Below are 23,402 nucleotides of genomic sequence, written 5' to 3'. Positions count from 1 at the left end.
GTGCGCCCCCAGCGCCCGCACGATGAGGCCACGCGATGCCCGCGTTGCCAACGAAAGGAAAAACCATGTCGATTTCCCTCCTGCTGCTCATCATCCTGGTGCTGATCCTGATCGGCGTGCTGCCGACCTGGGGGTACAGCCGTTCCTGGGGCTACGGTCCGGGCGGTGGTGTCGGGCTGGTGGTGGTGATCGTGCTCATCCTGCTGCTGATGGGGCGCATATAAAAAACGGGGCCTGCGCCCCGCTGTGGCGAGGGCCGCCGTGGGCGCGGCCGTTGTCACGAGGTCTGGCCGCCGCCTGCGGCGCCGCTGGCGGCCGATTGGCTGCGCCGGTCGGGCTCCGAAGGACTGGAGATGTCGCGGATCGCCGTGCCGGACTGGCGCTCGTCCACGTTGGTGGCCACGTCGCCCAGCGACACGATACCCACCAGCCGCTGGTCACGGTCCACCACGGGCAGCCGGCGCACCTGCATGTCGCGCATGGAAGCGATGGCTTCGTCCACGGGCTGGTCCTCGTAGCAGTAGTACACCTCGCGGGACATGACCTCGTTCAGGCGCGAGTGGGTGCGCTCTTCGGCCAGGCCGCGCAGCACCATGTCGCGGTCCGTCACCATGCCCACCAGGCGCTCGCCATCGCACACCGGCAAGGCTCCCACATTCAATTCGCGCATGGCCTGCGCGGCGGTGGTCAGGGTGTCGTCGGGTGCCATGGTGCGGATCCCGCGGGTCATCACATCAGAAACGTTCTGCATAGCTCACTCCATTCATGAAAGACAAGGGTCAGGCGCGATCGCGCAGGACTTGGACACCCGTGGCCTCGGCGCAGTGGTTGCAGCAGAAGATGCGCTCTCCCGCCTGCACGCCGTGGCCGATGATGGGCACCTCGCAGTGCCCGCACCGCGGTGCCAGGCGCGAAATAGCGCACTCAAAGCTGTCGAAGGTGTGCGGCTTGCCGTCCAGAATCACATCGAACGTGCGGTCGTAGGTATTGCCGCAGGTTTCGCACTGCTTGGCCATGGGAAGTCCTTTCTTGCAACGGGTTGGCCTTCAGTGTGGAAAACGCGCAGGCGCCGGGCTGTAGGACCAGCCGCCGTACCGGGGAAGGCGCGCCTGCGCAATGCGTGGCTGGGCGGTACTGCCGACCTGGGCGGGATGCGGCGCCCAAGCGATGAGGGTCCCGGCCCATTACTGCCCTTGTCCTACAGCCGGGCATTTTTCCCAGGCGCAGAGTGGATCGATGCGAATTCCCGAGGATGGCGCCCCTGCCGGGCAGCCCTTGCTCCTGCTGAATACACCGCGGCGGCGCCGTCCACCGCGGAGTCCGCGTGCCGGGGCGGGCCGTCCGCGCCCGCCGTCACACACCATGATCCCTGGATGAGGAGCCCCGTATGAGCAGTCCTCCCATCTTCGAACAACTGCAAGCCAAAGCCTCGCAATGGTGCTCGGAATATGGGCGCTACAAGGAGGAATGCCGCGTGTTCGCGGAGCACATGCGCGTGGAGTACATCGAATACCTGGGTGCGCGGTCGGCGGACATTGAGTTCCACGTGCTGAATGAAAACCTGGAGCGCATGAAGGACGAGGGAACCACCCTCTCGCCCCGCTTGCAGCCGGGAGACGATGGCTTCATCTACTTCGGTCTCACGATCGTCTTCAAGATGAACCACGGATGCCTGGATGAGCATGTGCGTATCGGTGTGCAGCGCGTGCGCAACCAATGGCGCGTGCGCTGGAACCAGACGGAGATGGCGTATGGAGACCCGCCGCACCTCGCCTTCTTTCAGAAGGTGACCGCGCTCATCGAAGCCAAGTTCTCCACACCCTTTCACAAGCAGCGGGGTGCGCTGGGGTTCATTCCCGTGGTCAGCAACGACCACCTGGCCCTGCTGCCGCCCGCAGAGCTGCGCATTGCAGCGGAGGCCGACGCGCCCACCGCAGAAAGTGGCGGCCAGCCCGCCAAGGGGTAAGCGCCACCACGGCCTCAGCGCAACCGATTCCGACCTCTCCGTCGGAATCTTCTTACCTGTGCATGCAAATCCAGCGGCCTAGAGTGAATTGGCAGCGATTCACTGTCGCCGCTTGTTCATTTCCCCCTTCACGCAGGAGCTTACGCATGCCCAGCCCTACCTCCCAACGTCCCGCCAGCCGAGATCAGCGCGCCGGCACCCCGCCCCAGGCCAGCAGCCAGGATGGACGGGAATTTACCTGCATGGACCTCGAGCGCCGGCGCGAGACGGCCTCGCAAGGCGGGCGCGCGGCCCATGCCTCGGGCAATGCACACGAATTCACCTCCGCCGAGGCACGCGCAGCAGGCGCCAAGAGCCATGGGGGCACCCACGCTTCCCGCGGCGCCGGCCAGAGCAGCCCTCGCCGCAGCAGCGACCGCTGACGCGCACTGGCCAGCAGGGCCGGGCCCGCCATCGCGCGTGCCCGGCCCTGTGGTTTTTAGCCCGTCATTTCAGCTACTTTTTATGCAGGAGCCAACGCCATGGAAACCGCCGCCCGTCACTGCCACATCGCGCCGCTTTGCCCCGATCCCGAGCTTCCCCACTGGAAATCACTGGGCTGAGCAGCAGTCCTCTCTCTTTCTGAACCGTCCACGGAGCCTTCTCATGAATACACCGGCCAGCCAGACACCCTCCTCGCCCACCGCCGACGAGACCCAGCAACAACAGCGGGACATACAGCAGCAGCAAGACCAAAAAGACGCCGCCAAGTCCTCAGGCGACCCCCAGCAATCACAGAAGGCGGCACCCGGCCCGGGCCGCGAGGAGCCCGCTCCACCCATGCCGGACCAGCATCTGCAAAAGCCCGGGCATGAACATGCCATGGAGCTCCAGCCCCGTTTCGACGCGCCCCACTACAAGGGCAGCGGCAAACTGCAGGGCATGGCGGCCCTGATCACGGGGGGCGACTCCGGCATTGGCCGCGCGGTCGCGCTGCTGTTTGCCCGCGAGGGTGCCGACGTCGCCATCGTCTACCTGAGCGCCGACCAGGACGCACAGGAGACCGCCCGCCTGGTGCAGGCGGAAGGCCGTCAATGTGTGGTCATTCGGGGTGACGTGAAAGACGCGGCGTTTTGCCGCGACGCGGTGAAGCAGGCCGTGGCCCAGCTCGGCAAGCTGAACATCCTGGTGAACAACGCCGCATTCCAGGAACACGCGGAATCGCTGACGGACATCACCGAGGAACGGCTGGACGAAACCTTCCGCACGAATATCTACGGCTACTTCCACATGGCCACGGCCGCGCTGCCGCACTTGTCGCGCGGCGACGCGATCATTAACACCGGCTCCGTCACCGGCCTGCGGGGCAGCAAGAAGCTGCTGGACTATTCGGCCACCAAGGGGGCCATCCATGCCTTCACCAAAGCCCTGGCACACAACCTGGCGGAAAAGGGCATCCGCGTGAATGCGGTGGCCCCGGGGCCGGTATGGACGCCGCTGAACCCGGCGGACCAATCGTCCAAGGACATCGTTCACTTCGGCGAGAAGACGCACCTGGGCCGGCCGGCACAGCCCGAGGAGATTTCTCCGGCCTACGTGTTCCTGGCAGCGCCATGCTGCTCCAGCTACATCACCGGGATCGTGCTGCCCATTACCGGCAACGCGGGGGACGGCGCCTGATGCGTCTGATGCGCATGCGCTGTGTCCCCAGTCATCGCAGGGCACCTACCCGCCGATAGGACCGGTCCTACCGACCCGCATGCACCGCAACCGAAGAATGAATCACGCACATCAGGTTTTGTGCGCCCTTCACACCACCACTTCAGGAGAAATCGATGCCCAACAACAACCCGCAAGGCCACAACCAGTACACGGAGAACGCGAACCAGCGCAAGAGCCAGAGCCGCCAGGGTGGCGCCACGGCCAGCGGTCAGAACTCCACGCGATCGCAAGGCGATTCGAATGTGAAAAGCGGTTCATCCAACCGCAGTTCAAAGCAGCGCTGAGCGTTTTCAGCCCCCTCTTCCACCCCCCTTTTTTTCAGGAGTACGCAATGGCATACCGAGACAACGACGAACGCAATTACCGCCAAGACCGCAGCCGTGACGATCATGACAATCGCATGGGCCGCGGCGGGCGCGAATCCCAGCAAGGCGGCGGCTACCGCAGCGGGGACGACCGGGAGCGCTATTCCTCCTATGGCCAGGAAGGCGGCGGCTCCCAGCGCTCCCAGCGCGAGTGGGCCGGCGACTACCAGGGCATGCAACAGCAGCGCCCTTATGAGGAAAACTACCGCGACCGCTACGAGGCGGGTTATGACAGCGACTTCCGCGCAGGGTCGCGATCAGGCCAGGGCTACCAGGGCGGTGCCGGCTATGGCGGCGACTTTGGCGCAGGCGGGCAGCAGCAGGGTATGTACGGGGGCAACAACCCGATGCAGGGCTCGTACGGCCGCGGCTACCGCGGCGCTCAAGGCTATGGCGCCCAGGGGGGTATGGGCCAGAGCGGCTACGGTGGGTACGGTTCGCAGGGGTACGGCTCCCAAGGCCAGGGTTATGAAGGCCATCGCGACGCGGACTTTGGTTCGCAGTACTCCGGCACCGGCGGAGAGCAGCGCGGGCGCTTTCAGAACGACCCCGACTACCACCAGTGGCGCCAGGACCAATTGCGCCAGTTGGATGACGACTACGACTCCTGGCGCAAGGAGCGCTATGAGAAGTTTGCCGATGACTTCAACACCTGGCGCACCTCGCGCGGCGGCGCCGGGCAAAAGAGCAGCGGAAGCAACAGCGCTACCTCATCCAGCCAGGGCACGTCGGGCAAGAACAAAGAACAGGGTTGATCCTCGCTGATCCCCTGGTCCGCAAGGCCCCCGCATGCGGGGGCCTTTTTCTGTATGCCGCAGCGTGCCCTAGCCTGCCGCTGGTTTCCGTGGGACCAGCGATGCCGCCTCGCGCTGGCCCACGTCTTTCAGGAAGGCCCACACCGCCTGCATGCGCGCCAAGTGCTTGGACTCGGCCGGCATGCTCATCCAGAAGGTGCGTGTGAACTCGGCCTCGTGGGGCAGCACGCGCGCAAGTACGGGGTCACGGTCGGCCAGGAATGCGGGCAGCACGGCCAGGCCCGCGCCGGCGCGCACGGCCTCGTACTGCGCGGTGATGCTGGTGCTGCGCAGCGCAAAACGCTCGGGCGGGTAGAGTTGGTCGATGAACTGCAGCTCTTTTGTGAACAGCAGATCGTCCACGTAGCTGATGAAGGCGTGGTGGCGCAGGTCTTCACGCTTGGCCACCAGCGGTCTGCGCGCCAGGTACTCGCGCTGGCCGTAGAGACGCAGGGTGTAGTCGGCGAGTTTGGTGACGATCACCGAGCCGCGCTTGGGCCGCTCCAGGGAGATCACGATGTCCGCCTCGCGCCGGCTCAGGTGCAGCATGCGCGGCAGGGCCAGCAGGTCGATGGACAAGTGCGGGTGCTTCTGTGTGAGCCGCGCCAGATGCGGCGCCAGCACCACCGTGCCAAAACCCTCGGTGGCACCCACGCGCACCAGTCCCGAGGGGCCCGCGCCCGGGGAGTTGGCGGGCGATGCGCGCTCCACCCCCAGCACGGCGGCCTCCATGGCCTCGACGGCGGGCAGCAGGTGGCGGCCGGTTTCCGTCAGCCGATGTCCCGCTGCCTCGCGGGCGAACAGCGGCGCACCCATCTGTTTTTCCAGCGCCTGGATGCGCCGCGCCACTGTCGTGTGTTCCACGCCCGTGCGGCGCGCGGCCCCTGCCAGCGTGCCGGTGCGCGCCAGCTCCAGGAAGTAGCGCAAATTGTCCCAATCCATACGGCTCCTCTGCGGTGATGTGCAAATTTGCAAAGCCAAGGTGCGTGATTGTCTATTGCCTACGCAATTTCGCACAACTACGATGCAGCCATGCCAAGTCGGCACCTTGCCGTGCCGGCTTCATTGCAGACCACCCCAGGACCCCAGGAGACAACCATGGACGCATCCACCTCCCAGGCCGTGAAGGCCCCCACAGTCAAGCTGCTGATCGGCGGCCAGTTCGTCGAATCCAAGACCACCCAGTGGCGCGACGTGGTCAATCCCGCCACGCAGCAAGTGCTGGCGCGCGTGCCCTTCGCCACGCCCGACGAGATCAACGCCGCCGTGGCCTCCGCCAAGGAAGCCTTCAAGACCTGGAAGAAGACCCCCATCGGCACGCGCGCACGCATCTTCCTGAAGCTGCAGCAGCTCATTCGCGAGAACATGAAGGAACTGGCCGCCCTGCTGACGGCCGAGCAAGGCAAGACCTTGCCCGACGCCGAAGGCGACGTGTTCCGCGGCCTGGAAGTGGTGGAGCACGCGGCCAACATCGGCACGCTACAGCTGGGCGAGCTGGCCAACAACGTGGCCAACGGCGTGGACACCTATTCCATCATGCAGCCGCTGGGCGTGTGCGCCGGCATCACGCCCTTCAACTTCCCCGCCATGATCCCGCTGTGGATGTTCCCCATGGCCATCGCCACGGGCAACACCTTCGTGCTCAAGCCCTCCGAGCAAGACCCCATGGTCACCATGCGCCTGTGCGAACTGGCGCTGGAGGCCGGCATCCCCGCCGGCGTGCTGAACGTGGTGCATGGCGGTGAAGACGCCGTGAACGCCATCTGCGACCACCCCGACATCAAGGCCATCAGCTTCGTGGGCTCCACCAAGGTGGGCACCCATGTGTACAACCGCGCCAGCCTCAACGGCAAGCGTGTGCAATGCATGATGGGTGCGAAGAACCACGCCATCGTCATGCCTGACGCCAACAAGGAGCAGACGCTGAACGCCCTGGCCGGCGCCGCCTTCGGTGCGGCCGGCCAGCGCTGCATGGCCCTGTCGGTCGCCGTGCTGGTGGGCGAGGCGCGCAACTGGATCCCCGATCTGGTCGAGAAGGCCAAGACGCTGAAGGTGTCCGCCGGCACCGAGCCCGGCACCGACGTGGGCCCGCTGGTGAGCTGCGCCGCGCTGTCGCGCGTCGAGGGCCTGATCGAGCGCGGCATTGCCGACGGTGCCACGCTGGAACTGGACGGCCGCAAGCCCCAGGTGGCGGGCTACGACAAGGGCAACTTCGTCGGCCCCACGATCTTCAGCGGCGTGAAGCCCGGCATGAGCGTGTACGACCAGGAAATCTTCGGCCCCGTGCTGTGCCTGGCCGGCGCCGAGGACATCGACGAGGCCATCGAGTTCATCAACGCCAACCCCAACGGCAACGGCACGGCCATCTTCACGCAGTCCGGCGCTGCCGCGCGCAAGTTCCAGGAAGACATCGACGTGGGCCAGGTGGGCATCAACGTGCCGATCCCCGTGCCCGTGCCGCTGTTCTCGTTCACCGGCAGCCGCGCCTCCAAGCTGGGCGACCTGGGCCCCTACGGCAAGCAGGTGGTGCTGTTCTACACGCAGACCAAGACCGTCACGGCGCGCTGGTTTGACGACAGCACCACCAGCCACGGCGTGAACACCACCATCAGCCTGAAGTAAGCGGCGCCGCGCGGTGCGCGCATGGTGAAATCACAGGCATGACCCGATGCGTGAAACCCCATGCCGCCCGCCTGCGCACCCTGGCCGCTGCGTGCGCCCTGTTGGCTGCCACCCAGGCACAGGCGCAGGCCGGCGCTGCCTGCCGCCCCGGCGGCACGGTGGATGAGACCAACGCCTGCGCCGTGCAGCGCTACCAGGAGGCGGACACCGCCACTCAGATTCTGTATGGCGATGTGATGCGTGCCCTGTCGGCCCATGAACGCCCTACCCTGCGCCAGGACCAGGCCGCCTGGCAGCGCACGCGCGCCGCGCAGTGCAAGCAGGCGCAGCGCGCGGCGGAGTCCCGCCCCGAATGGCCGCGCCTGTACCACGACTGCCTGACGGTCCATACCCAGGCGCGGCGCGACGCCCTGATGCACTGGCTGCACCATGGCGAGGCGCCGCAGCCCACGACGAACAAGCCATAAGACACATAAGAGAAGGAGACACCGCCATGGACTTTGAACTCAGCGAAGACCAGCGCGCTTTTGCCGACACCGCGCGCCAGTTCGCCCAGGCGGAGCTGGCGCCCCACGCCGCCGAGTGGGATGCGCAGGGCATCTTCCCCCGCGAGGCTATTTGCCGTGCGGGCGAGCTGGGTTTTTGCGGCCTGTACGCGCCCGAGAGCGCCGGTGGCCTGGCCCTGCCGCGCCTGGACGCCACGCTGGTGTTCGAGGAACTGGCGGCCGTGGACCCCAGCACCACCGCCTTCATCACCATCCACAACATGGCCACCTGGATGCTGGGCACCTGGGCCACGGATGCCGTGCGCGCCGAATGGGGCGAGGCACTCACCAGCGGGCAAAAGCTCGCCAGCTACTGCCTGACCGAGCCCGGCGCGGGGTCCGACGCCGCCTCCATCAAGACGCGCGCGGAACTGGTCGGCAACGAGTACGTCATCAACGGCAGCAAGGCCTTCATCAGCGGTGCGGGCAGCACCGACGTGCTGGTGCTCATGGCACGCACCGGCGACGCGCAATCCGGCGCGGGCGGCATCAGCGCCTTTGCCGTGCCCGCGAACCTGCCCGGCATCCACTACGGCAAGAAGGAAGAAAAGATGGGCTGGAACAGCCAGCCCACGCGCCAGATCAGCTTTGACAACGTGCGCATCCCCGCCAACCACCTGCTGGGCCAGGAGGGCGAAGGCTTCAAGATCGCCATGAAGGGGCTGGACGGCGGGCGCATCAACATCGCCACCTGCTCGGTCGGCGCCGCGCAAGGCGCACTGCAGCACGCCCAGCGCTACATGCAAGACCGCAAGCAGTTCGGCAAGCCGATCGCCAGCTTCCAGGCGCTGCAGTTCAAGCTGGCCGACATGGCCACCGAGCTGGTGGCTGCGCGCCAGATGGTGCGGCTGGCCGCCAGCAAACTCGACGCAGGCGCGCGCGATGCCTCCACCTACTGCGCCATGGCCAAACGCTTTGCCACCGACGTGGGCTTTACCGTGGTGAACGAGGCGCTGCAGCTGCACGGCGGCTACGGCTACATCCGCGAATACCCGCTGGAGCGCCTGCTGCGCGACGCGCGCGTGCACCAGATCCTGGAAGGCACCAACGAGATCATGCGCGTCATCATCGGCCGGCGCATGCTGGACGGCGACGCGCCGGAGGTGATCCGTTGAAATTCAAAAACCATAGCTGCTCGCGCTGTATGGATAAGCGCTAGAGGCCTATTTGACTCCAAAACCACCATGCCTGCTCGCCCCCTGTCCGACGAAGCGCTGCACCTGATCGCCGCCGTGCGCGACGCGCTGGGCGAGCGGCTGAACGCGCAGGTGGAGGTAGAGGAGCGCACGCTCTTTGGCTGCCACGCCTTCATGGTGGACGGCAAGCTCTGCCTGGGCGTGAAGGGCGAAGAGCTGTTGGTGCGCCTGCCGCCGCAGCAGCACGACGCAACCGCTGAAACCCCCGGCGTGCGCGAACTGGACCCGCGCGGCGGCATGGCCGGCTACTTCTGGCTGGAGCCCGCTGCCTACGCCACGCGCGCCCAGTGGGAGCACTGGATCGACACCGCCCTCGCCTTCAACCCGCTTGCCAAGGCCTCGCCTCGGCGGGCGAAGGCGGCCACAAGCCGCAGCAAGGGCACGCGATCATGATTGAAGGCATTTTGGCCTGTAGCGCCCGTCCATAAAGCGCTAGTTGCTATCAAAATAATAGTTCCCATCACACACCACAGGAGACAACCACCATGCAAATCGCATTCATCGGGCTGGGCAACATGGGCGCCCCCATGGCCATCAACCTGCACAAGGCCGGCCACAGCGTGAAGGCCTTCGACCTGAGCGCTGACGCGCTTGCCAAGGTCCGGGCCGAGGGCCTGCAGGTCGCCACCAGCGCGCAAGACGCCGTGCAGGGCGCTGAGGCCGTCGTTACCATGCTGCCCGCCAGCCAGCACGTGGAAGGCCTGTTCCTGGGCAACGGCAACCTGCTGGCCAGCATCGCCAAGGGCACGCTGGTGATCGACAGCTCCACCATCGCCGCCGCCACCAGCCAGAAGGTGGCCAAGGCGGCCGAGGCCGCCGGCATCGACTTCATCGACGCCCCCGTCTCCGGTGGCACCGGCGGCGCCATCGCCGGCACCCTCACCTTCATGGTGGGCGGCACCGACGCGCAACTGCAGCGCGCACGCCCCCTGCTGGAAAAAATGGGCGCCAACATCTTCCACGCCGGCGCCGTGGGCGCGGGCCAGACGGCCAAGATCTGCAACAACATGCTGCTGGGCATCCTGATGGTGGGCACCAGCGAAGCCATCGCGCTGGGCGTCGCCAACGGCCTGGACCCCAAGGTGCTGAGCGAAATCATGCGCCGCAGCTCCGGCGGCAACTGGGCACTGGAAAAGTACAACCCCTTCCCCGGCGTGCACGAGAACGCCCCCGCCAGCAAGGGCTACGCGGGAGGCTTCGGCACCGACCTGATGCTGAAAGATTTGGGCCTGGCCCAGGAAAACGCCATCGCCACCAAGGCCAGCACCCCGCTGGGCGGCATGGCGCGCGCAATCTACGCGGCGCACAGCATTGCGGGGCACGGGGGGGAGGATTTCTCCAGCGTGATCAAGATGGTGCAGAAGAAGGGCTGAAGCAGGCTTTCCGGCATGCCTTCTGCAAAAAGGCGCTGTGACTTGCGTTGCAGCGCCTTTTTTTATTCTGAGCAGAATGCCTTGCTATGGCCTCTTTCGACCCTAAGCAGTCTTCACGGGTGGGCGCTGCTGTGACTGCTTTGTGTCGTTGCCAGATGGTCAATCGCGACGCTTCGGATGCTGGTGGCGATGATGGATGTCTGGGTAATGCGTGTGGCTGTGGGTCATAGCCACATGCTGGTGTGGGTGGGAATGAGGCTCGACACCATCCCAGGCGAAATCGTGGCTGTGTTGATGGTGCTCGTCATGCCGATGACGGTGGCTGTGCTCTAAAGGCTCATGCGTGTGCACATGCTCATGGCGCTCACGAATGTGCAACCATGTGCCAATCGCCATCAAGGCAGCAGCCAACCAGAACAGCAGCCCCGGCATGCTGGGCCAGATAGCGAAGGAAATGGCGACACCAAAGAGCGGGGCGATCGAGAAGTACGCGCCAGTTCGTGCGGTGCCCAACCCTCTCAGGGCCACGACAAACAGGGTCAGGCTGAGGCCGTAGCCCAGGAAGCCGACAGCCATGCAGGCACCCAAGGTGCTTACCCCAGGCAAGCTGTCACCACTGAGCAGGGCAAAGCTTGTGTTGCTGATGCCGGCAATCAAGCCTTTGATGGCTGCCACCAGCATCGCGTCGTTGGTGGACACTTTGCGTGTGAGGTTGTTGTCGATCGCCCAGCACAGGCAGGCTGCCACGATAAGCAGCGCTCCCATCGAAAAACTGGCGGCCCCTGGCGCCCAAGACAGCAGCAAGCCACCGCCCATGATCGTGAGCATGCCCAGCACGATTTGCCGGTCTGCGTTTTCCTTGAAGACAAACCAAGCAATCACTGCGGTAAACACGCCCTCGATGTTCAGTAAAAGCGAGGCGGCTGCGCCACTGGTCTGGGTCAGCCCGAGCAGCAAGAACACGGGGCCAAGCACACCGCCAAAAGCCACAGCGCCTAGCAGCCATGGCCATTCCGCCTTTGGAATGCGCAGGGAAGCGCGCTCATCTGCGGCGCTGGGACGCATGCGACGCAGTCCGAGCAGCAAGCTCAAGCCAACACCGCTGCCCAGGTACAGCAACCCAGCCAGCAGCAGTGGGCCCACATCGCCGACCAAGAGCTTGGCAAATGGGGTGCTCGCGCCAAAGAGCGCAGCGGCAGCCAGTGCGGGGGCAGCATTACGGATGGACATGCTTCAGCAGATTGATTGTTCGGACATGAAGTGCGCGGGTGGTGGCGGGATTGCGAGCAGATCAGAGGTATCTGGTGATTTCTTTGAACTCAGAGAAATCGTGTCCTTGCCCGTGCTGGTGGTCGCCACGCATCGCATGCTCCAGGCAGTGGTCAATGTGGTCTTGAATCAGCGTTTTTTTGGCCTGTTGGATAGCTTTTTCAACTGCTTGCAACTGCTGGGCGACATCTACGCAAGAACGACCGTCCTCCAGCATGGCGATCACGCTGCCCAGGTGACCATTCGCTCGCTTGAGTCGGTTGATCAACGCAGGATGACTGGCGTGAATGTGGGGTTCTGACATGCAATGCCCTTTAGGTTTATCCCCCTGGGGGGGATGCTAGAATTTCCAAATTATGCGCCAGTCAAAGGGCAGGCGCTGGCCCTCGAGCCTGCTTTGCCTGCTTCGGCGTGGCTTTGGTCAAAACCGTGCACTTGTTCAAACAAAAGTTGCTGCATCTGTGTGTGCTGTCCTTGATGACCGCATGCTTGCTGCTGTCCAGCTTGGGCATGTTTCAGTCGCACGGCATCGCATTGCTGGATGCCGCAGGGCATGAACCTCATGGGGAAATCCATGCCTCGCACGGCCACGCGCATGACGAGGATGCTCCAGAGGAAATCGCAGTGCTACAAGAGGCTGATGTGGTGCACTCACATGCAGCAGACAACGGCCAGCATGGACACAACCCGCTGGATCACAGCCACGAGACCGCCAACCTTCCGCCTCTGGTTGCCCAGCCGACAGGACACTTGCGCCACAGACTGGCACTCATGCCCCCCGAGGGGTTCTTCAGCCACGAACCCCAGCGTCTTGAGCGGCCTCCAATGCCCAACTTTTACCTCTAAAAGGTAGCCCGCATTCCACATGCGGGTTGGTTAGGTCTATTTGGAGTTTTCATGCTTCGTGAATATTCGTTTTTGCAGACGAGAGGGCTGAGCGTGCCTTTGCGTCTTTGCTTGCTGCTGCTTGCCATGTTGGCCGTGATGCCGATGGATGTACTGGCACATGCTGTCACCGAGGGTGACAAGGGCTATATCCAAGAGATTTCGGGCGTCAACCTGATTCCCTACACATACCTGGGTGCCAAGCACATGGTGACCGGTTATGACCACATCTTGTTCTTGTTCGGGGTGATCTTCTACCTCTACCGGCTCAAGGACATTGGCCTGTATGTGAGCCTGTTTGCCATCGGGCACTCCACCACGATGCTCATCGGGGTGTACTTTGACATCGGCATCAGCAGCTACGCGATTGACGCCATCATTGGTCTGTCTGTTGTCTACAAGGCTCTCGACAACATGGGCGCCTTCGAGCGCTGGCTGGGGTTTCAGCCCAATCCCCGCATCGCGACATTCGTCTTTGGCCTGTGCCATGGCTTTGGCCTGGCCACCAAGATCCAGGAATATGAAATGAGCCGTGACGGGCTTGTTCCCAATCTGTTGGCATTCAACGTCGGTGTGGAGCTGGGCCAGTTGCTGGCCCTTGGCGCCATTCTGATTGCCATGGGCTACTGGCGCCGCAGTGCCAGCTTTGGCCGGTATGCCTATACCGCCAACGTCGCCATGATGACCGCAGGTTTTGTGCTGTTTGGCATGCAACTGACCGGTCTGTTTGTCTCCACCGCCAGCTGAGTTGAATGCCATGAATACACGTCATATCCCCACTTCCGTCGAACTGCCCAGCAGCCAACAACTGCTCAAATCCACTTTCACAGCGATTGCCACTGCGGCCGTGCTGCTGGTGACCGTGGTGTTGCCCTCCGAGTATGCGATTGATCCCACCGGGATTGGGCGCGCACTGGGCCTGACTGAAATGGGTGAAATCAAGACCCAGTTGGCTGCGGAAGCAGAAGCAGACCGTGCAGCAACGCCTGCCGCGCCTGCCGTGCCTGCTGCCAGTGCTGCGCAGGCGAATGGCAAGTCTGCTGCCACGACCGCAGTGGCTGGCCTTGTAGGCGCCACGTCAGCACAAGCATCGGCACCCGCACAACCTGCCCCTGCACAGGTCGCGGCACCGCAATGGAAGGATGAGGTCACCTTTGTCCTCAAACCCGGCGAAGGGGTCGAGTACAAGCTGCGCATGAAAGGCGATGCCAAGGCCCAGTTTGCCTGGGCTGTCCAGGGCGGTGTGGTCAATTACGACACCCATGGCGATGCTTTTGGCAAAAGCATCAGCTATGAGAAAGGGCGTGCGGTTCCTGCTCAGACGGGAGAGCTGACAGCGGCGTTCACAGGCAACCACGGCTGGTTCTGGCGCAACCGTGGCCAGGCGGACGTCACGATGACCTTGAAGGTCGCAGGCGACTACGAAAAGTTGTCGCGCCAGTAATCAGGCACTAAAGCTGAACCATGTACCGCGTTCTGCGCCATGCAGAGCGCGGTCTTTGTGAATTGGTAAAACCATGTTGATTCAAATCGTCGCGGGCACTTTGCTGGCCGGTGTGGCTAGTGTGTGGCTGGCTTGGGTGCTGAGCAAAAGCTTTCTGTCCCGGTATCCGCAACACATGCTGAGCCTGGCCGCCGGAGCGCTGCTGGCCACAGCGTTCATCAATTTGATGCCTGAGGCCTTCGAGAGCGAATACTCTGTCCACTCCCTGTTCTTGATCTTCTTCGCGGGATTGCTGGTTGTCATCGTGCTGGACAAAGCCGAAGTCTGGCACCACGCGCACGAGCACGGCCAAGCTGGAGAACAGTGCGGGCATCAGCATGCTCACCATGCGCACGGCCCAACCGGAAGCTGGTCTGTGCTCTTTGGTGATGGCGTGCATGCATTTGCCGACGGCATTTTGATTGCCTCCGCATTCTTGGCTGACTGGAAGCTGGGTGTGGCCGCGACATTTGCAGTGCTGCTGCACGAAGTGCCACACCACATGGGAGATTTGGCCGTGGTGGGCAGTGGCAGCAACCAGCCAAGGAAAGCCGTGCTGAAGGTGTCTTTGGCTGGCTCTATGACCGTGGTCGGGGGGCTGGTGGGCTATCTCATCGTGGGTCAGTTGGGCGAATGGCTGCCATTGTTCCTCGTGTTTGCCGCCAGCAGTTTTGCCTATGTGGCGCTGGCAGACTTGATCCCGCAACTCAATAAACCCATGGGATTGCGCCAAACCATTGTCCAGATGGTGTGGCTGTTAGTTGGATCCTTGCTGGTCACTGCGGCTGTGGCAGTTGTTGGGGGGCACGCACACTGATTGATTTCCCGATGGATTGCTTCGCAGGTCGTTAGCCGTGCGTGACCAACGGGTGCACGACCAGGCCGATAGCAGCTGCTGCAACCACGATGACAGGTTCCGGGAGTTTTTTGAAGCGCCACAGGATAGCTGCGGTGGCAATGGCCAGCGCAGCAGTGATCCAGTCGGAAATGGAGCGCTGGCCGATGACGATCACCGCCCCTGCGATGGAGCCGATCGCGGCGGCCGTGACGCCGTCCACGAAGGCGACAACGTCAGGGCGCTTGCCGTATTTCTTGAAGTACGGCGCAGGGATCACCGTGAACAGGTAGCAAGGTACGAAGGTAGCTGCTGCCGCAGCTACAGCACCCCAGAAGCCAGTGACCAGGTAGCCGATGAAGCCGGTAGTGATCACTACCGGGCCCGGGGTGATCATGGCAACGGCCACTGCATCCACGAACTGCTGCTCTGTCAGCCAGCCGTATTCCTTGACGACGCCGCCGTAGAGGAAGGGAACGATCGCTAGGCCACTGCCGAAGACAAAGCTGCCTGCATACGCAAAATAAAGGCTGATCTGCTTGAGCTTGGTCCAGTCGATGGTGCTGAGTGCGAACATCCCGGCCAGAGGCAATCCAACGCTGTTGAGGCCACTTTTATGCGCCAGCCAGGAGGGCGGCGCCCGCCAGAGCCAGACCAACACACCTGCACCGAAGAAGAGCCATACCACTTCCGACTTGGTGATCACTGTGACGGCTGCGCTGACCAGAAAGATAGGCCACAGCAGTTTGTCCCTGCCGACGCTCTTGCTCGTCAACTTGTAGGCGCTCATGGCGATGATGCCGATCACCGCGGCGCCCACACCATAAAACACTGATTGCATCCAGCCGATACCGCCGTATGCCACGTAGGCAGCACCAAGCGCCACGACCATCACGAAGGATGGCAGGACAAAAGCGATCCCTACGAGGGAAGCACCCAGGAATCGATAATGGACATAGCCCAGGTAGATAGCGAGCTGGGCTGCCAGTGGCCCAGGCATGAGTTGGGCAAGTGCTAGGCCTTCTTTGTAGTCACCGTCGGTAATCCACCGGCGTCTTTCCACCAAATCGCGGTACATGTAGCCTGCCAAAGCCACCGGACCGCCAAAACCCCAAGTTCCCAAAGCCAGCATGTAGCGCACGAGCTGCCAGAGTGTGTAGCCAGGAGTGATTGTCGTGCTGATGCCGGCCACTGCCTTTGCGTTGAGGTCGTTCATGTGGATCTCCGTGGTGCTGGAGGCGTTAGGGCTTGCGTGGGCCGGAAAAGTGCGCATGCAGCGAATCCAAAACCCCGCTGATGTCCGCAAGTAGTGAGTCGTCGTCGGACCAACGCTTGCGCGCTCCGGCCAGTACAGCTTCAAAGCCAGCAGCTTCGGCGGTGGATGTGCCGCCCACATCGAGTGCATGCACCATCGCGCCCAGCTGAGACAGCCCTCGGTCACTGTCGAGGCCAAAGCTCGTCACCAAAACCTCGAACGTCACCTGGTCGCCGACATGAGAGAAGGTCGCACCATCGAAGTCGAAGCCCAGCGCATCCGATGGACAGTCGGCCGGGCTATCCAGCCATTGAAAGCGTGCATGTGGATCAATGAAGCGCTGAATCAGCCAAGCGCTCGCCACACGGTCCACCCAGAGGTTGCGGCGTGTAGCCCAAAGGCGACCCTGGAACTGCATACGATCGCGCCTCGCAATGCGTCCAGTTGATGCCTGTGGCTCGCCAGGAGACTGAATGGCGTCAATAGCGTTGGAGAAGTCCTGCCATTGGACTACGGCGCGTGCTGAGGTCTCACCAGGAAAGAAATCGATCTTGCGGATGGCTTCATAGGCGCGCGCGTGCCGACGCTGCAAGCGATTAAGCTCCGCGGTGCTCAGGCGCGAGAGCGTCTTGCGCGCTTCGGCCAGATCCGCCAACCATGCTGTGTAGTCGTCTGTGCGGTCGAACAAAGCCTGATAGGCAGCTTGTTCTGCCATATCGTGGGCTTTGACATGGAGCAGCCAGGCTTGTCCTCCTTCCTGCAAAGCCTCGTCCGCTAGGGCTTGCAGCTGCGAGGCCTGTTTCGCCGCCGCTGGCAGCAGGTAGGCTCCATCGCGCAGGGCAGCACAGCCCAACGCCTTCACGGCACGCCAGATTCGCATGCGTGGCGTAGCGCTAGAGGATGGGAGGCTGACGACCAAAGCCAGCCAATAGTCCGAAATGAGAGTCATGGCTGAAGCATAGGATGCTGTCATGACTCCTGCAATGCTGTAGCTATCCCTACAAACTTGATGCTCCAGACCTCACCAAGTAAGCCACTACTCAGGTGCACTTTTGCCGTAAAAAGATAGCTCCGCGCAACACTAGAAGCCGAATCCGGTCATTGGAGTAATGGATGTGACTGTCGGCTCTTGGCCGTCACCGGTCCTTGGCTAAATCAAGCCTCTTCATGTACACAGCGTCAAGACATCTCACAAATGCCCGGCGTATCGGGTTACTTAAAAGCACCATTCAGGGCAGATATTCATCCACCAGTCTCTGAACCGCATTGGCCTAAAGTTCATCACGCCACCGCTTCAGTGCCTCTCTGTCGCGCTGCGCCTCTTTCCAGGCTTCGAAGGCGGCCGCGGCGTCGATGTATTGGGGCAACGGCAGGGCTGATTTCCTGCATTTCGGTATTTTTCCTGTTTTTCTTTTTATGCCGAAACTCTTTATAAAACGATCGGTTAGATAGAAATTCAACCCATCGCCATCCACTCTTGCACGCAATGGCGGGCCAGCGCCGTCACCCAGCAGGGCTCCCCCGGTACGAAGGCAATCCCGTACCGCGGGCTGACCAGAAACCCGGAGCGGTCGAATGCCCGGTCATCGCTCGATTGCACAAACGCGGCCAGGTCACGGAACGGCACGGCCACGGTGCCCAGGTGCAGCGCCTCCGCGCGGGCGGTCACCTCTTCCAGGCGGCCACTGTCCTGAAAGCGGTAGACCGCGTCGCCATAGTCCAGCGCGGTCAGGCCAACGTTGTTGCGCGACTCGCTGCGTGGCTGGCCGTGGGCGCTGATGATGTCGCCGCGCGTGGCGGTGAGGGGCACGCCATTCACGCTTTCGTAGGGTTGCAGGTGCATGGTCGATTCTGTGGCGGCCCGGCGGCGCGCGGCAACCGGGGGCGTGTATCGAACCGTGAGGCGCAACACGCGCGTATATTGCCCCGTGTTGCCGTTGGCGGGCCGTAAGCACCCCGCAATGGTTCAGCATGAAAATGCCACCCAGCGCCCGTCTGAAAAGCGCGGGCAGCTATCAAAATCGAAGTTCTTTCACCCACCCTCCTCCTTTGACTGCGATGACAGCCTCCACCGACTTCGCCCCCATGCCCGATGCCGCCGGCTTCTTTGGCCCCTACGGCGGGCAGCTTGTGCCGCCGCACCTGAAAGCCGCCATGGACGACATCGCCGCGGCCTATGCCGAGATCACGCAGCGCAAGGACTTTCAGGACGAGCTGGCACAGCTGTTTGCCGATTACGTGGGCCGGCCCAGCCCGATCTTTCATGCCAAGCGGCTTTCGGGCCTGCTGGGCGGCGCGCAGATCCACCTCAAGCGCGAGGACCTGAACCACACCGGCGCGCACAAGATCAACCACTGCCTGGGCGAGGCGCTGCTGGCCAAGTTCATGGGCAAGAAAAAGGTAATCGCCGAGACGGGCGCCGGCCAGCACGGTGTGGCGCTGGCCACGGCCTGTGCGCTGGTGGGCATCCCGTGCGAGATCCACATGGGCCAGGTGGACATCGAGAAGGAGCACCCCAACGTCACCAAGATGCGCATCCTGGGCTGCAAGCTGGTGGCGGTGACGCGCGGCGCGGCCACGCTGAAGGAGGCGGTGGACAGCGCCTTCGAAGAGTACCTGACCAACCCCACCGACTACCTCTACGCCATCGGCTCGGTGGTGGGCCCGCACCCGTTCCCGATGATGGTGCGCGACTTCCAGAGCATCATCGGCCGCGAGGCGCGCGAGCAGTTCCAGGCCAGGCACGGCCGCCTGCCCGACTACGTGACCGCCTGCGTGGGCGGCGGCAGCAATGCCATGGGCATGTTCACCGCCTTCCTGGGCGATACCGATGTGAAGCTGGTGGGCGTGGAACCCTCGGGCGAAGGCACCGACAAGCCCGGCCGGCACGCGGCCACGCTGAGCATGGGCCAGCCCGGTGAGATCCACGGCATGAAGTGCTATGTGCTGGAGGATGCGCCGGGCGTGCCTGCCGCCGTGCACAGCATTGCCTCGGGCCTGGACTACCCCGGCGTGGGCCCGCAGCACAGCTATCTGAAGGACATTGGCCGCGTGCAGTACGAAGCCGTGACCGACAAGGAATGTCTGGACGCGTTCATGCAGCTGTCGCGCGTGGAAGGAATCATCCCCGCGCTGGAGAGCGCCCATGCCGTGGCCTGGGCCATCCGCGTGGCGCCCACGCTGCCCCAGGACCAGCACATCCTGGTCAACCTGTCGGGCCGCGGCGACAAGGATGCGGATTACGTCGCCAAGGTGCTGGGGCTTTGACGGGCGGGCGCGGCGCGTGTTCTGCCATCATGCCGCCCTTGATTCACTGAACTGAGAGAACCTGACCATGGCACTGCCACCCAACAAGCAACGCAGCCGCCGCCTTCGCAAGAAGATGCGCGTGGCCGAGTTTCAGGAATTCGGCTTCGAGTACGAGCTGAAGGTCAAGCAGGAGCTGACGCCCGAGCAAGAGGAGGCGCTGATGGACCGCTTCGTGCGGGACCTGCTGGTGCCCCGCAATCTGGCGGCCGCCGGCTGGGTGCGCGAAGGCTTCGTGACGGCCTTCGTGCGTGGCTCCGCCACCGAGGACGACCGCCAAGCCACGCAGGCCTGGCTGGCTGCACAGCCCGAGGTGGCCGAGGCCACGGTGAGCGAGCTGAAGGACGCCTGGTACGTGCAAGACTGAGCCGCGCACCACAGGGTAGCCGCGCAGCGCTGGGCTGGCGTCAGCCAGTAGGTTTTAAGCCTTTTTGGCCTCTAGCCTTTGACCAAAAAGCGCCAGCAGCTATCAAAACAGAAGCGAAACAGCCGCCAACCCCCACGGGGGTGGCGGCTGTTGCCGTTGATGCGGTGCGTTTGTGCGAACGGGGCGGTTGGCTCAGTACACCGTGATCCCTGCGGCCCTGATGACCTGGGCCGCACGGGGCGGCCCCTGCCCTGTGGCGGGCGGCCGCCACGGGGACGTTTGCACTCAGACAGCGCCGCGCGCCTCCACGTAAAGCGCGTAGATCGAATGGCTGCTGGCCATGAACAGGCGGTTGTTCTTGGCACCCCCAAAACACAGGTTGGCACAACGCTCAGGCAGCCGGATGTGACCAATGGCTTTGCCTTCGGGGTTGAAGACCATCACGCCATCCAGGTCCGCCGGGTTGGCGCCCACGGCGCCGTTGCTGCCCCATCCGCACCAGAGGTTGCCGAACTCGTCGCACTTGATGCCGTCCAGGGCACCCGGGCCGCCCGCGTCGATGTGCAGACGCTTGCCGGACAGCCGCCCGCCCGGGCCCACGTCGTAGGCCCACACCACGCGATGCGGCTGGTGGCGGCCCTCGACGATGTAGAGCACCTTCTCATCGGGCGAAAAGCACAGGCCAGCCGCTATGAACTTGAGGGCATAGCCGATGACCACGTTGTAGCGGCGCACGGCGCCGCCCTCGGGGATGTCTTCCAGCGCCACCTTGTGCGCCTGCGGCACCTTGTCCACCAGCACCTGGCCGCCGGCCAGCCGGGTGCCAGCAGGCAGGCCGCCATCGTTGGCCACGATGGCGACGTTGTCGGCCGGGTGCATGGCGATGCAAAGCGGAGCTTGTGTACTCATACCAATGTCTTTTCCAGTTTCCATGGCGCTACGGCCCGCCCGCGGGCGGCGGAGCTGACGCCTGCAACCGGTTTGCCGTGCAAGGGCTACCCGGCAACGGGGCGGCATCTCCGTTAGCGGAAGGCGTGCGGCCGCTCAGGGGTCATTCCGCCTTTATGCCTGCGGCCTTGATCACCTGCGCCCACTTGGCCACCTCGGCCTTCTGGAATGTGGCCAGTTCGGCGGGCGTCATGGTGGATGGCACCATGCCGAAGGCTTTGAGGCGCGCCTGGACTTCCGGGGTGGCGACGATCTTCATGATCTCGGCGTGCAGTCGGTCCACGATGGGCTTGGGTGTGCCGGCGGGCGCGAACACGGCCTGCCAGGAGCCCATGTCGAAGCCTTTTTCTCCGGCTTCGGCAATGGTGGGCACGTCGGGCAGCGACTCCACGCGTTTGGAGCTGGTCACGGCGATGGGGCGCAGCTTGCCCGACTGGATGTGCGGGCCTACGACCAGCGCGGTGTCGAACATCATGTCCACTTGGCCACCGATCACGTCCTGGACCGCAGGGCCGCTGCCCTTGTACGGCACATGCGTGAACTTCACGCCCGTCTGATAGGCCAGCAGCTCCAGCGCCATGTGGTTGGAGGTGCCGCTGCCGGGCGACGCCGAGGACAGGCCGCCCGCCGCGACCTTGGCCTTGCTGGCGGCGAGCACTTCCGCAAGCGTCTTGTACGGGCTGGCGGCGGGCACCACCAGCACCAGCGGACCAGAGCCCAGCATGGCAATCGGCGTGAAGGACTTGACGGGGTCGTAGTCCAGCTTGGGGTACAGACTCACGTTGATGGCGTGCGAGCTGATGGTGCCGCCAAGGATGGTGTAGCCGTCGGCGGGCGCGCGCGCGGCGATGGCCGATCCCACGCTGCCGCCCGCGCCGCCCTTGTTGTCAATGACCACGGGTGTGCCCAGGGCCTGGCCCAGAGGCTGGGCTACCACGCGAGCCAGCGTGTCGGTATTACCGCCGGGTGGAAAGGGCACCAGGTAGGTGATGGCCTTGCCCGCGGGCCAATTGCCCTGCGCTGCTGCAGGCAAGGGGGTCAATGCGCTGCCCAGCAGCAAGGCGCTGGCGGCGGCGAGGGAGCTTTTGATCAAGGTGCGGCGTTGCATGGGGGATGTCTCCTGGTTGGATGGAAAGGACTCAGAAACGTGGCTGGCGGCCGGTGAAGCCGGGGTCGTACTTGCGCATCTGCCCGAGGTCGTCGCGGTTACGGATGCCGCAGTGCAGGTAGTTGTCGTGCAGGCGGGCCAGCGCCTCGCGATCCAGCGTGACGCCCAGGCCCGCCGTCGTAGGCACGCGCAGGCTGCCCTGCTCGAATTGCAGGCGGCCGCCTTCGACGACCTCCTCGTCCTGCCACGGGTAGTGCGTGTCGCAGGCATAGGTGAGCTGCGGCACGCTGGCACACAGGTGCGTCATGGCGACGAGGCTGATGCCCAGGTGGGAGTTGCTGTGCATGGACAGACCCAGGTCGAAGGTCTTGCACAGCGTGGCCAGCCGTTGCGTGGCACGCAGACCGCCCCAGTAGTGGTGGTCGCTGAGCACGATCTTCACGGGGCAGCCCAGGTCGACGTTGCGGCGGAATTCGGCAAAGTCGGTGACCACCATGTTGGTGGCCAGCGGCACATCGCCTTCGCGTTCCATCGCGCGCGCCACGGCAGCCATGCCCTCTAGGCCAGGGGCCGGGTCTTCGTAATACTCCAGCACGCCGCGCAGTTGTTGCACCACCTTCAGGCTGGTCTGTACCGTCCAGTTGGCGTTGGGGTCGATGCGCAACGGCATACCCGGAAAGGCCTGGGCCAGCGCGAGGATGCCGGCCGCCTCCTGGTCGGGCGGCAAGGCGCCGGCCTTGAGCTTGATGCTTTGGAAGCCGTACTGGGCGATCATGCGCCGCGCCTGGGCGACGAGTTGCGCGGGCGTGAGTGCCTCGCCCCAGGCATCCGGCGTATAGGGCTGGTCGATGTGTTCGGCGTATTTGTAGAACAGGTAGGCCGAGAAGGGAACGCTGTCGCGCGCCGCGCCGGCCAGCAGATCCACGACCGGGGCCTGGGCCAACTGGCCTTGCAGGTCCATCATCGCCACTTCAAACGCGCTGATGACCTTGGCCACGGTCTTGGATACATGCGTGCCCGGTGCCAGCGACACCTGCTGCCCCAGGAATTCCGAGGCCGTTTGTGCGGGCGGTGCGACCAGGGCCGCCACGCGCTGCTCCATTGCGTTGAGCGCCCAGGGGGATAGACCCACCAGGGCGGGCGCCGCCTTGGCCAAAGCGTCCAGCATGGGCTGGTCGCCATAGCTCTCGTTGATGCCCACCAGACCCGAGGCGGTCTCGATCTCGATGATGGAGCGCAGGGCCCAGGGCTCGTGGATGCCGGCCGCATTGAGCAGCGGCGGATCGCGGAAGGCAATGGGTGTGATGCGGATATGGCGGATCGCGTGGGAGGTGCTCATCTTCGTGCGTTGAGAGGGGCATCCGTGCCGGCATTTCATGGTGCG

At 64.0% G+C, this 23,402-nt stretch carries 26 protein-coding genes and 3 pseudogenes; 17 read left to right on the top strand and 12 right to left on the bottom strand.

Going from position 1 to position 23,402, the window contains the following annotated elements; translation table 11 throughout:
• Positions 1-65 precede the first annotated feature (65 nt).
• Entirely contained in the window at positions 66-224 is a 159-nt protein-coding gene (locus DTPSY_RS18050; RefSeq protein WP_011805256.1) for a DUF3309 family protein, read from the top strand.
• Between the two features lie 53 nt (positions 225-277).
• Here DTPSY_RS18050 and DTPSY_RS09150 read toward each other — a convergent pair whose 3' ends face one another.
• Positions 278-751, bottom strand: coding sequence for a CBS domain-containing protein (locus tag DTPSY_RS09150; RefSeq protein WP_015913348.1), 474 nt, complete (start codon positions 749-751; stop codon positions 278-280).
• A 28-nt stretch (positions 752-779) separates the two neighbouring features.
• Positions 780-1,016, bottom strand: coding sequence for a hypothetical protein (locus tag DTPSY_RS09145; protein ID WP_015913347.1), 237 nt, complete (start codon positions 1,014-1,016; stop codon positions 780-782).
• Positions 1,017-1,387: 371 nt separating this feature from the next.
• On the opposite strand from DTPSY_RS09145, the gene DTPSY_RS09140 reads away from it, so the two are divergent.
• The 5 genes from DTPSY_RS09140 (at position 1,388) to DTPSY_RS17800 (ending at position 4,787) form a co-directional block, all read left to right on the top strand.
• Complete coding sequence (locus DTPSY_RS09140) at positions 1,388-1,966, top strand: hypothetical protein (protein WP_015913346.1); 579 nt, start codon at positions 1,388-1,390, stop codon at positions 1,964-1,966.
• 146 nt (positions 1,967-2,112) lie between these two features.
• A complete protein-coding gene (locus tag DTPSY_RS09135) occupies positions 2,113-2,388 on the top strand; it encodes a hypothetical protein (RefSeq protein ID WP_015913345.1) in 276 nt (91 codons plus the stop codon).
• A 223-nt stretch (positions 2,389-2,611) separates the two neighbouring features.
• Positions 2,612-3,625, top strand: coding sequence for an SDR family oxidoreductase (locus DTPSY_RS09130; RefSeq protein WP_015913344.1), 1,014 nt, complete (start codon positions 2,612-2,614; stop codon positions 3,623-3,625).
• A 155-nt stretch (positions 3,626-3,780) separates the two neighbouring features.
• Positions 3,781-3,951, top strand: a complete 171-nt coding sequence (locus DTPSY_RS18545) for a hypothetical protein (RefSeq protein ID WP_015913343.1) — start codon at positions 3,781-3,783, stop codon at positions 3,949-3,951.
• A gap of 47 nt (positions 3,952-3,998) precedes the next feature.
• A complete protein-coding gene (locus DTPSY_RS17800) occupies positions 3,999-4,787 on the top strand; it encodes a hypothetical protein (RefSeq protein ID WP_015913342.1) in 789 nt (262 codons plus the stop codon).
• Between the two features lie 69 nt (positions 4,788-4,856).
• Here the strand turns inward: DTPSY_RS17800 and DTPSY_RS09120 are convergent, their stop codons facing one another.
• Positions 4,857-5,768: a LysR family transcriptional regulator gene (locus DTPSY_RS09120; RefSeq protein WP_015913341.1), complete on the bottom strand. Its 912-nt coding sequence runs from the start codon at positions 5,766-5,768 to the stop codon at positions 4,857-4,859.
• A gap of 156 nt (positions 5,769-5,924) precedes the next feature.
• On the opposite strand from DTPSY_RS09120, the gene DTPSY_RS09115 reads away from it, so the two are divergent.
• The 5 genes and pseudogenes from DTPSY_RS09115 to mmsB all read left to right on the top strand — a co-directional run.
• A complete protein-coding gene (locus DTPSY_RS09115; RefSeq protein WP_015913340.1) occupies positions 5,925-7,448 on the top strand; it encodes a CoA-acylating methylmalonate-semialdehyde dehydrogenase in 1,524 nt (507 codons plus the stop codon).
• Between the two features lie 38 nt (positions 7,449-7,486).
• The gene (locus DTPSY_RS09110) at positions 7,487-7,915 is read left to right on the top strand and encodes a lysozyme inhibitor LprI family protein (protein ID WP_015913339.1); all 429 of its coding nucleotides are present in this window, start codon (positions 7,487-7,489) and stop codon (positions 7,913-7,915) included.
• A 26-nt stretch (positions 7,916-7,941) separates the two neighbouring features.
• Complete coding sequence (locus DTPSY_RS09105) at positions 7,942-9,108, top strand: acyl-CoA dehydrogenase family protein (protein WP_015913338.1); 1,167 nt, start codon at positions 7,942-7,944, stop codon at positions 9,106-9,108.
• Between the two features lie 69 nt (positions 9,109-9,177).
• Entirely contained in the window at positions 9,178-9,582 is a 405-nt protein-coding gene (locus tag DTPSY_RS09100) for a TfoX/Sxy family protein (protein WP_015913337.1), read from the top strand.
• A gap of 71 nt (positions 9,583-9,653) precedes the next feature.
• Positions 9,654-10,562: pseudogene (gene mmsB, locus DTPSY_RS09095) on the top strand (3-hydroxyisobutyrate dehydrogenase); the annotation flags it as partial.
• A gap of 159 nt (positions 10,563-10,721) precedes the next feature.
• Here mmsB and DTPSY_RS09090 read toward each other — a convergent pair.
• Together DTPSY_RS09090 and DTPSY_RS18045 are read right to left on the bottom strand one after the other, a co-directional pair.
• Entirely contained in the window at positions 10,722-11,792 is a 1,071-nt protein-coding gene (locus DTPSY_RS09090) for a DMT family transporter (protein WP_015913335.1), read from the bottom strand.
• A gap of 61 nt (positions 11,793-11,853) precedes the next feature.
• On the bottom strand, positions 11,854-12,048 hold the full coding sequence (locus DTPSY_RS18045) for a metal-sensing transcriptional repressor (protein WP_434060551.1): 195 nt from the start codon (positions 12,046-12,048) through the stop codon (positions 11,854-11,856).
• 194 nt (positions 12,049-12,242) lie between these two features.
• Here DTPSY_RS18045 and DTPSY_RS09080 point away from each other — a divergent pair, with 194 nt between their 5' ends.
• From DTPSY_RS09080 to DTPSY_RS09065, 4 genes are all read left to right on the top strand, one after another.
• On the top strand, positions 12,243-12,677 hold the full coding sequence (locus tag DTPSY_RS09080) for a hypothetical protein (RefSeq protein WP_148215371.1): 435 nt from the start codon (positions 12,243-12,245) through the stop codon (positions 12,675-12,677).
• Positions 12,678-12,728: 51 nt separating this feature from the next.
• A complete protein-coding gene (locus DTPSY_RS09075) occupies positions 12,729-13,463 on the top strand; it encodes a HupE/UreJ family protein (RefSeq protein WP_015913333.1) in 735 nt (244 codons plus the stop codon).
• A 10-nt stretch (positions 13,464-13,473) separates the two neighbouring features.
• The gene (locus tag DTPSY_RS09070) at positions 13,474-14,160 is read left to right on the top strand and encodes a hypothetical protein (protein WP_015913332.1); all 687 of its coding nucleotides are present in this window, start codon (positions 13,474-13,476) and stop codon (positions 14,158-14,160) included.
• Positions 14,161-14,233: 73 nt separating this feature from the next.
• Entirely contained in the window at positions 14,234-15,016 is a 783-nt protein-coding gene (locus DTPSY_RS09065; protein ID WP_015913331.1) for a ZIP family metal transporter, read from the top strand.
• Between the two features lie 31 nt (positions 15,017-15,047).
• Here DTPSY_RS09065 and DTPSY_RS09060 read toward each other — a convergent pair whose 3' ends face one another.
• The 3 genes from DTPSY_RS09060 to DTPSY_RS09050 form a co-directional block, all read right to left on the bottom strand.
• Positions 15,048-16,250, bottom strand: a complete 1,203-nt coding sequence (locus DTPSY_RS09060; RefSeq protein WP_015913330.1) for a chromate transporter — start codon at positions 16,248-16,250, stop codon at positions 15,048-15,050.
• 25 nt (positions 16,251-16,275) lie between these two features.
• The gene (locus DTPSY_RS09055) at positions 16,276-17,238 is read right to left on the bottom strand and encodes a chromate resistance protein ChrB domain-containing protein (protein WP_015913329.1); all 963 of its coding nucleotides are present in this window, start codon (positions 17,236-17,238) and stop codon (positions 16,276-16,278) included.
• 507 nt (positions 17,239-17,745) lie between these two features.
• Entirely contained in the window at positions 17,746-18,132 is a 387-nt protein-coding gene (locus DTPSY_RS09050; RefSeq protein ID WP_015913328.1) for a hypothetical protein, read from the bottom strand.
• A gap of 215 nt (positions 18,133-18,347) precedes the next feature.
• On the opposite strand from DTPSY_RS09050, the gene trpB reads away from it, so the two are divergent.
• Complete coding sequence (gene trpB / locus DTPSY_RS09045; RefSeq protein ID WP_015913327.1) at positions 18,348-19,556, top strand: tryptophan synthase subunit beta; 1,209 nt, start codon at positions 18,348-18,350, stop codon at positions 19,554-19,556.
• A gap of 67 nt (positions 19,557-19,623) precedes the next feature.
• Positions 19,624-19,962 carry a YggL family protein gene (locus tag DTPSY_RS09040; protein WP_011805244.1) on the top strand — a complete coding sequence of 113 codons (339 nt, stop codon included), beginning with the start codon at positions 19,624-19,626 and terminating at the stop codon, positions 19,960-19,962.
• Positions 19,963-20,247: 285 nt separating this feature from the next.
• Here DTPSY_RS09040 and DTPSY_RS18605 read toward each other — a convergent pair.
• The 4 genes and pseudogenes from DTPSY_RS18605 to DTPSY_RS09025 form a co-directional block, all read right to left on the bottom strand.
• Positions 20,248-20,646: pseudogene (locus DTPSY_RS18605) on the bottom strand (SMP-30/gluconolactonase/LRE family protein); the annotation flags it as partial.
• A gap of 9 nt (positions 20,647-20,655) precedes the next feature.
• Positions 20,656-20,841, bottom strand: a pseudogene (gene garD / locus DTPSY_RS18815) (galactarate dehydratase); the annotation flags it as partial.
• A 172-nt stretch (positions 20,842-21,013) separates the two neighbouring features.
• Entirely contained in the window at positions 21,014-22,018 is a 1,005-nt protein-coding gene (locus DTPSY_RS09030) for a Bug family tripartite tricarboxylate transporter substrate binding protein (protein ID WP_015913325.1), read from the bottom strand.
• A gap of 31 nt (positions 22,019-22,049) precedes the next feature.
• Positions 22,050-23,357: a glucarate dehydratase family protein gene (locus DTPSY_RS09025; RefSeq protein WP_015913324.1), complete on the bottom strand. Its 1,308-nt coding sequence runs from the start codon at positions 23,355-23,357 to the stop codon at positions 22,050-22,052.
• Between the last annotated feature and the right edge of the window lie 45 nt (positions 23,358-23,402).

Origin of the sequence: [Acidovorax] ebreus TPSY (genome assembly GCF_000022305.1) — a bacterium.
GTDB lineage: Bacteria > Pseudomonadota > Gammaproteobacteria > Burkholderiales > Burkholderiaceae_C > Diaphorobacter > Diaphorobacter nitroreducens.
The sequence above is the reverse complement of the archived record's forward strand: the minus strand, read 5'-3'. Positions and strand labels throughout refer to the sequence as shown.

Excerpts from the sequence above, each read along its gene's own strand:
- DTPSY_RS18050 (WP_011805256.1), top strand. The coding sequence starts at position 66 with ATGTCGATTTCCCTCCTGCTGCTCATCATCCTGGTGCTGATCCTGATC.
- DTPSY_RS09150 (WP_015913348.1), bottom strand. The coding sequence starts at position 751 with ATGCAGAACGTTTCTGATGTGATGACCCGCGGGATCCGCACCATGGCA.
- DTPSY_RS09145 (WP_015913347.1), bottom strand. The coding sequence starts at position 1,016 with ATGGCCAAGCAGTGCGAAACCTGCGGCAATACCTACGACCGCACGTTC.
- DTPSY_RS09140 (WP_015913346.1), top strand. The coding sequence starts at position 1,388 with ATGAGCAGTCCTCCCATCTTCGAACAACTGCAAGCCAAAGCCTCGCAA.
- DTPSY_RS09135 (WP_015913345.1), top strand. The coding sequence starts at position 2,113 with ATGCCCAGCCCTACCTCCCAACGTCCCGCCAGCCGAGATCAGCGCGCC.
- DTPSY_RS09130 (WP_015913344.1), top strand. The coding sequence starts at position 2,612 with ATGAATACACCGGCCAGCCAGACACCCTCCTCGCCCACCGCCGACGAG.
- DTPSY_RS18545 (WP_015913343.1), top strand. The coding sequence starts at position 3,781 with ATGCCCAACAACAACCCGCAAGGCCACAACCAGTACACGGAGAACGCG.
- DTPSY_RS17800 (WP_015913342.1), top strand. The coding sequence starts at position 3,999 with ATGGCATACCGAGACAACGACGAACGCAATTACCGCCAAGACCGCAGC.
- DTPSY_RS09120 (WP_015913341.1), bottom strand. The coding sequence starts at position 5,768 with ATGGATTGGGACAATTTGCGCTACTTCCTGGAGCTGGCGCGCACCGGC.
- DTPSY_RS09115 (WP_015913340.1), top strand. The coding sequence starts at position 5,925 with ATGGACGCATCCACCTCCCAGGCCGTGAAGGCCCCCACAGTCAAGCTG.
- DTPSY_RS09110 (WP_015913339.1), top strand. The coding sequence starts at position 7,487 with ATGACCCGATGCGTGAAACCCCATGCCGCCCGCCTGCGCACCCTGGCC.
- DTPSY_RS09105 (WP_015913338.1), top strand. The coding sequence starts at position 7,942 with ATGGACTTTGAACTCAGCGAAGACCAGCGCGCTTTTGCCGACACCGCG.
- DTPSY_RS09100 (WP_015913337.1), top strand. The coding sequence starts at position 9,178 with ATGCCTGCTCGCCCCCTGTCCGACGAAGCGCTGCACCTGATCGCCGCC.
- DTPSY_RS09090 (WP_015913335.1), bottom strand. The coding sequence starts at position 11,792 with ATGTCCATCCGTAATGCTGCCCCCGCACTGGCTGCCGCTGCGCTCTTT.
- DTPSY_RS18045 (WP_434060551.1), bottom strand. The coding sequence starts at position 12,048 with ATGCTGGAGGACGGTCGTTCTTGCGTAGATGTCGCCCAGCAGTTGCAA.
- DTPSY_RS09075 (WP_015913333.1), top strand. The coding sequence starts at position 12,729 with ATGCTTCGTGAATATTCGTTTTTGCAGACGAGAGGGCTGAGCGTGCCT.
- DTPSY_RS09070 (WP_015913332.1), top strand. The coding sequence starts at position 13,474 with ATGAATACACGTCATATCCCCACTTCCGTCGAACTGCCCAGCAGCCAA.
- DTPSY_RS09065 (WP_015913331.1), top strand. The coding sequence starts at position 14,234 with ATGTTGATTCAAATCGTCGCGGGCACTTTGCTGGCCGGTGTGGCTAGT.
- DTPSY_RS09060 (WP_015913330.1), bottom strand. The coding sequence starts at position 16,250 with ATGAACGACCTCAACGCAAAGGCAGTGGCCGGCATCAGCACGACAATC.
- DTPSY_RS09055 (WP_015913329.1), bottom strand. The coding sequence starts at position 17,238 with ATGACTCTCATTTCGGACTATTGGCTGGCTTTGGTCGTCAGCCTCCCA.
- DTPSY_RS09050 (WP_015913328.1), bottom strand. The coding sequence starts at position 18,132 with ATGCACCTGCAACCCTACGAAAGCGTGAATGGCGTGCCCCTCACCGCC.
- trpB (WP_015913327.1), top strand. The coding sequence starts at position 18,348 with ATGACAGCCTCCACCGACTTCGCCCCCATGCCCGATGCCGCCGGCTTC.
- DTPSY_RS09040 (WP_011805244.1), top strand. The coding sequence starts at position 19,624 with ATGGCACTGCCACCCAACAAGCAACGCAGCCGCCGCCTTCGCAAGAAG.
- DTPSY_RS09030 (WP_015913325.1), bottom strand. The coding sequence starts at position 22,018 with ATGCAACGCCGCACCTTGATCAAAAGCTCCCTCGCCGCCGCCAGCGCC.
- DTPSY_RS09025 (WP_015913324.1), bottom strand. The coding sequence starts at position 23,357 with ATGAGCACCTCCCACGCGATCCGCCATATCCGCATCACACCCATTGCC.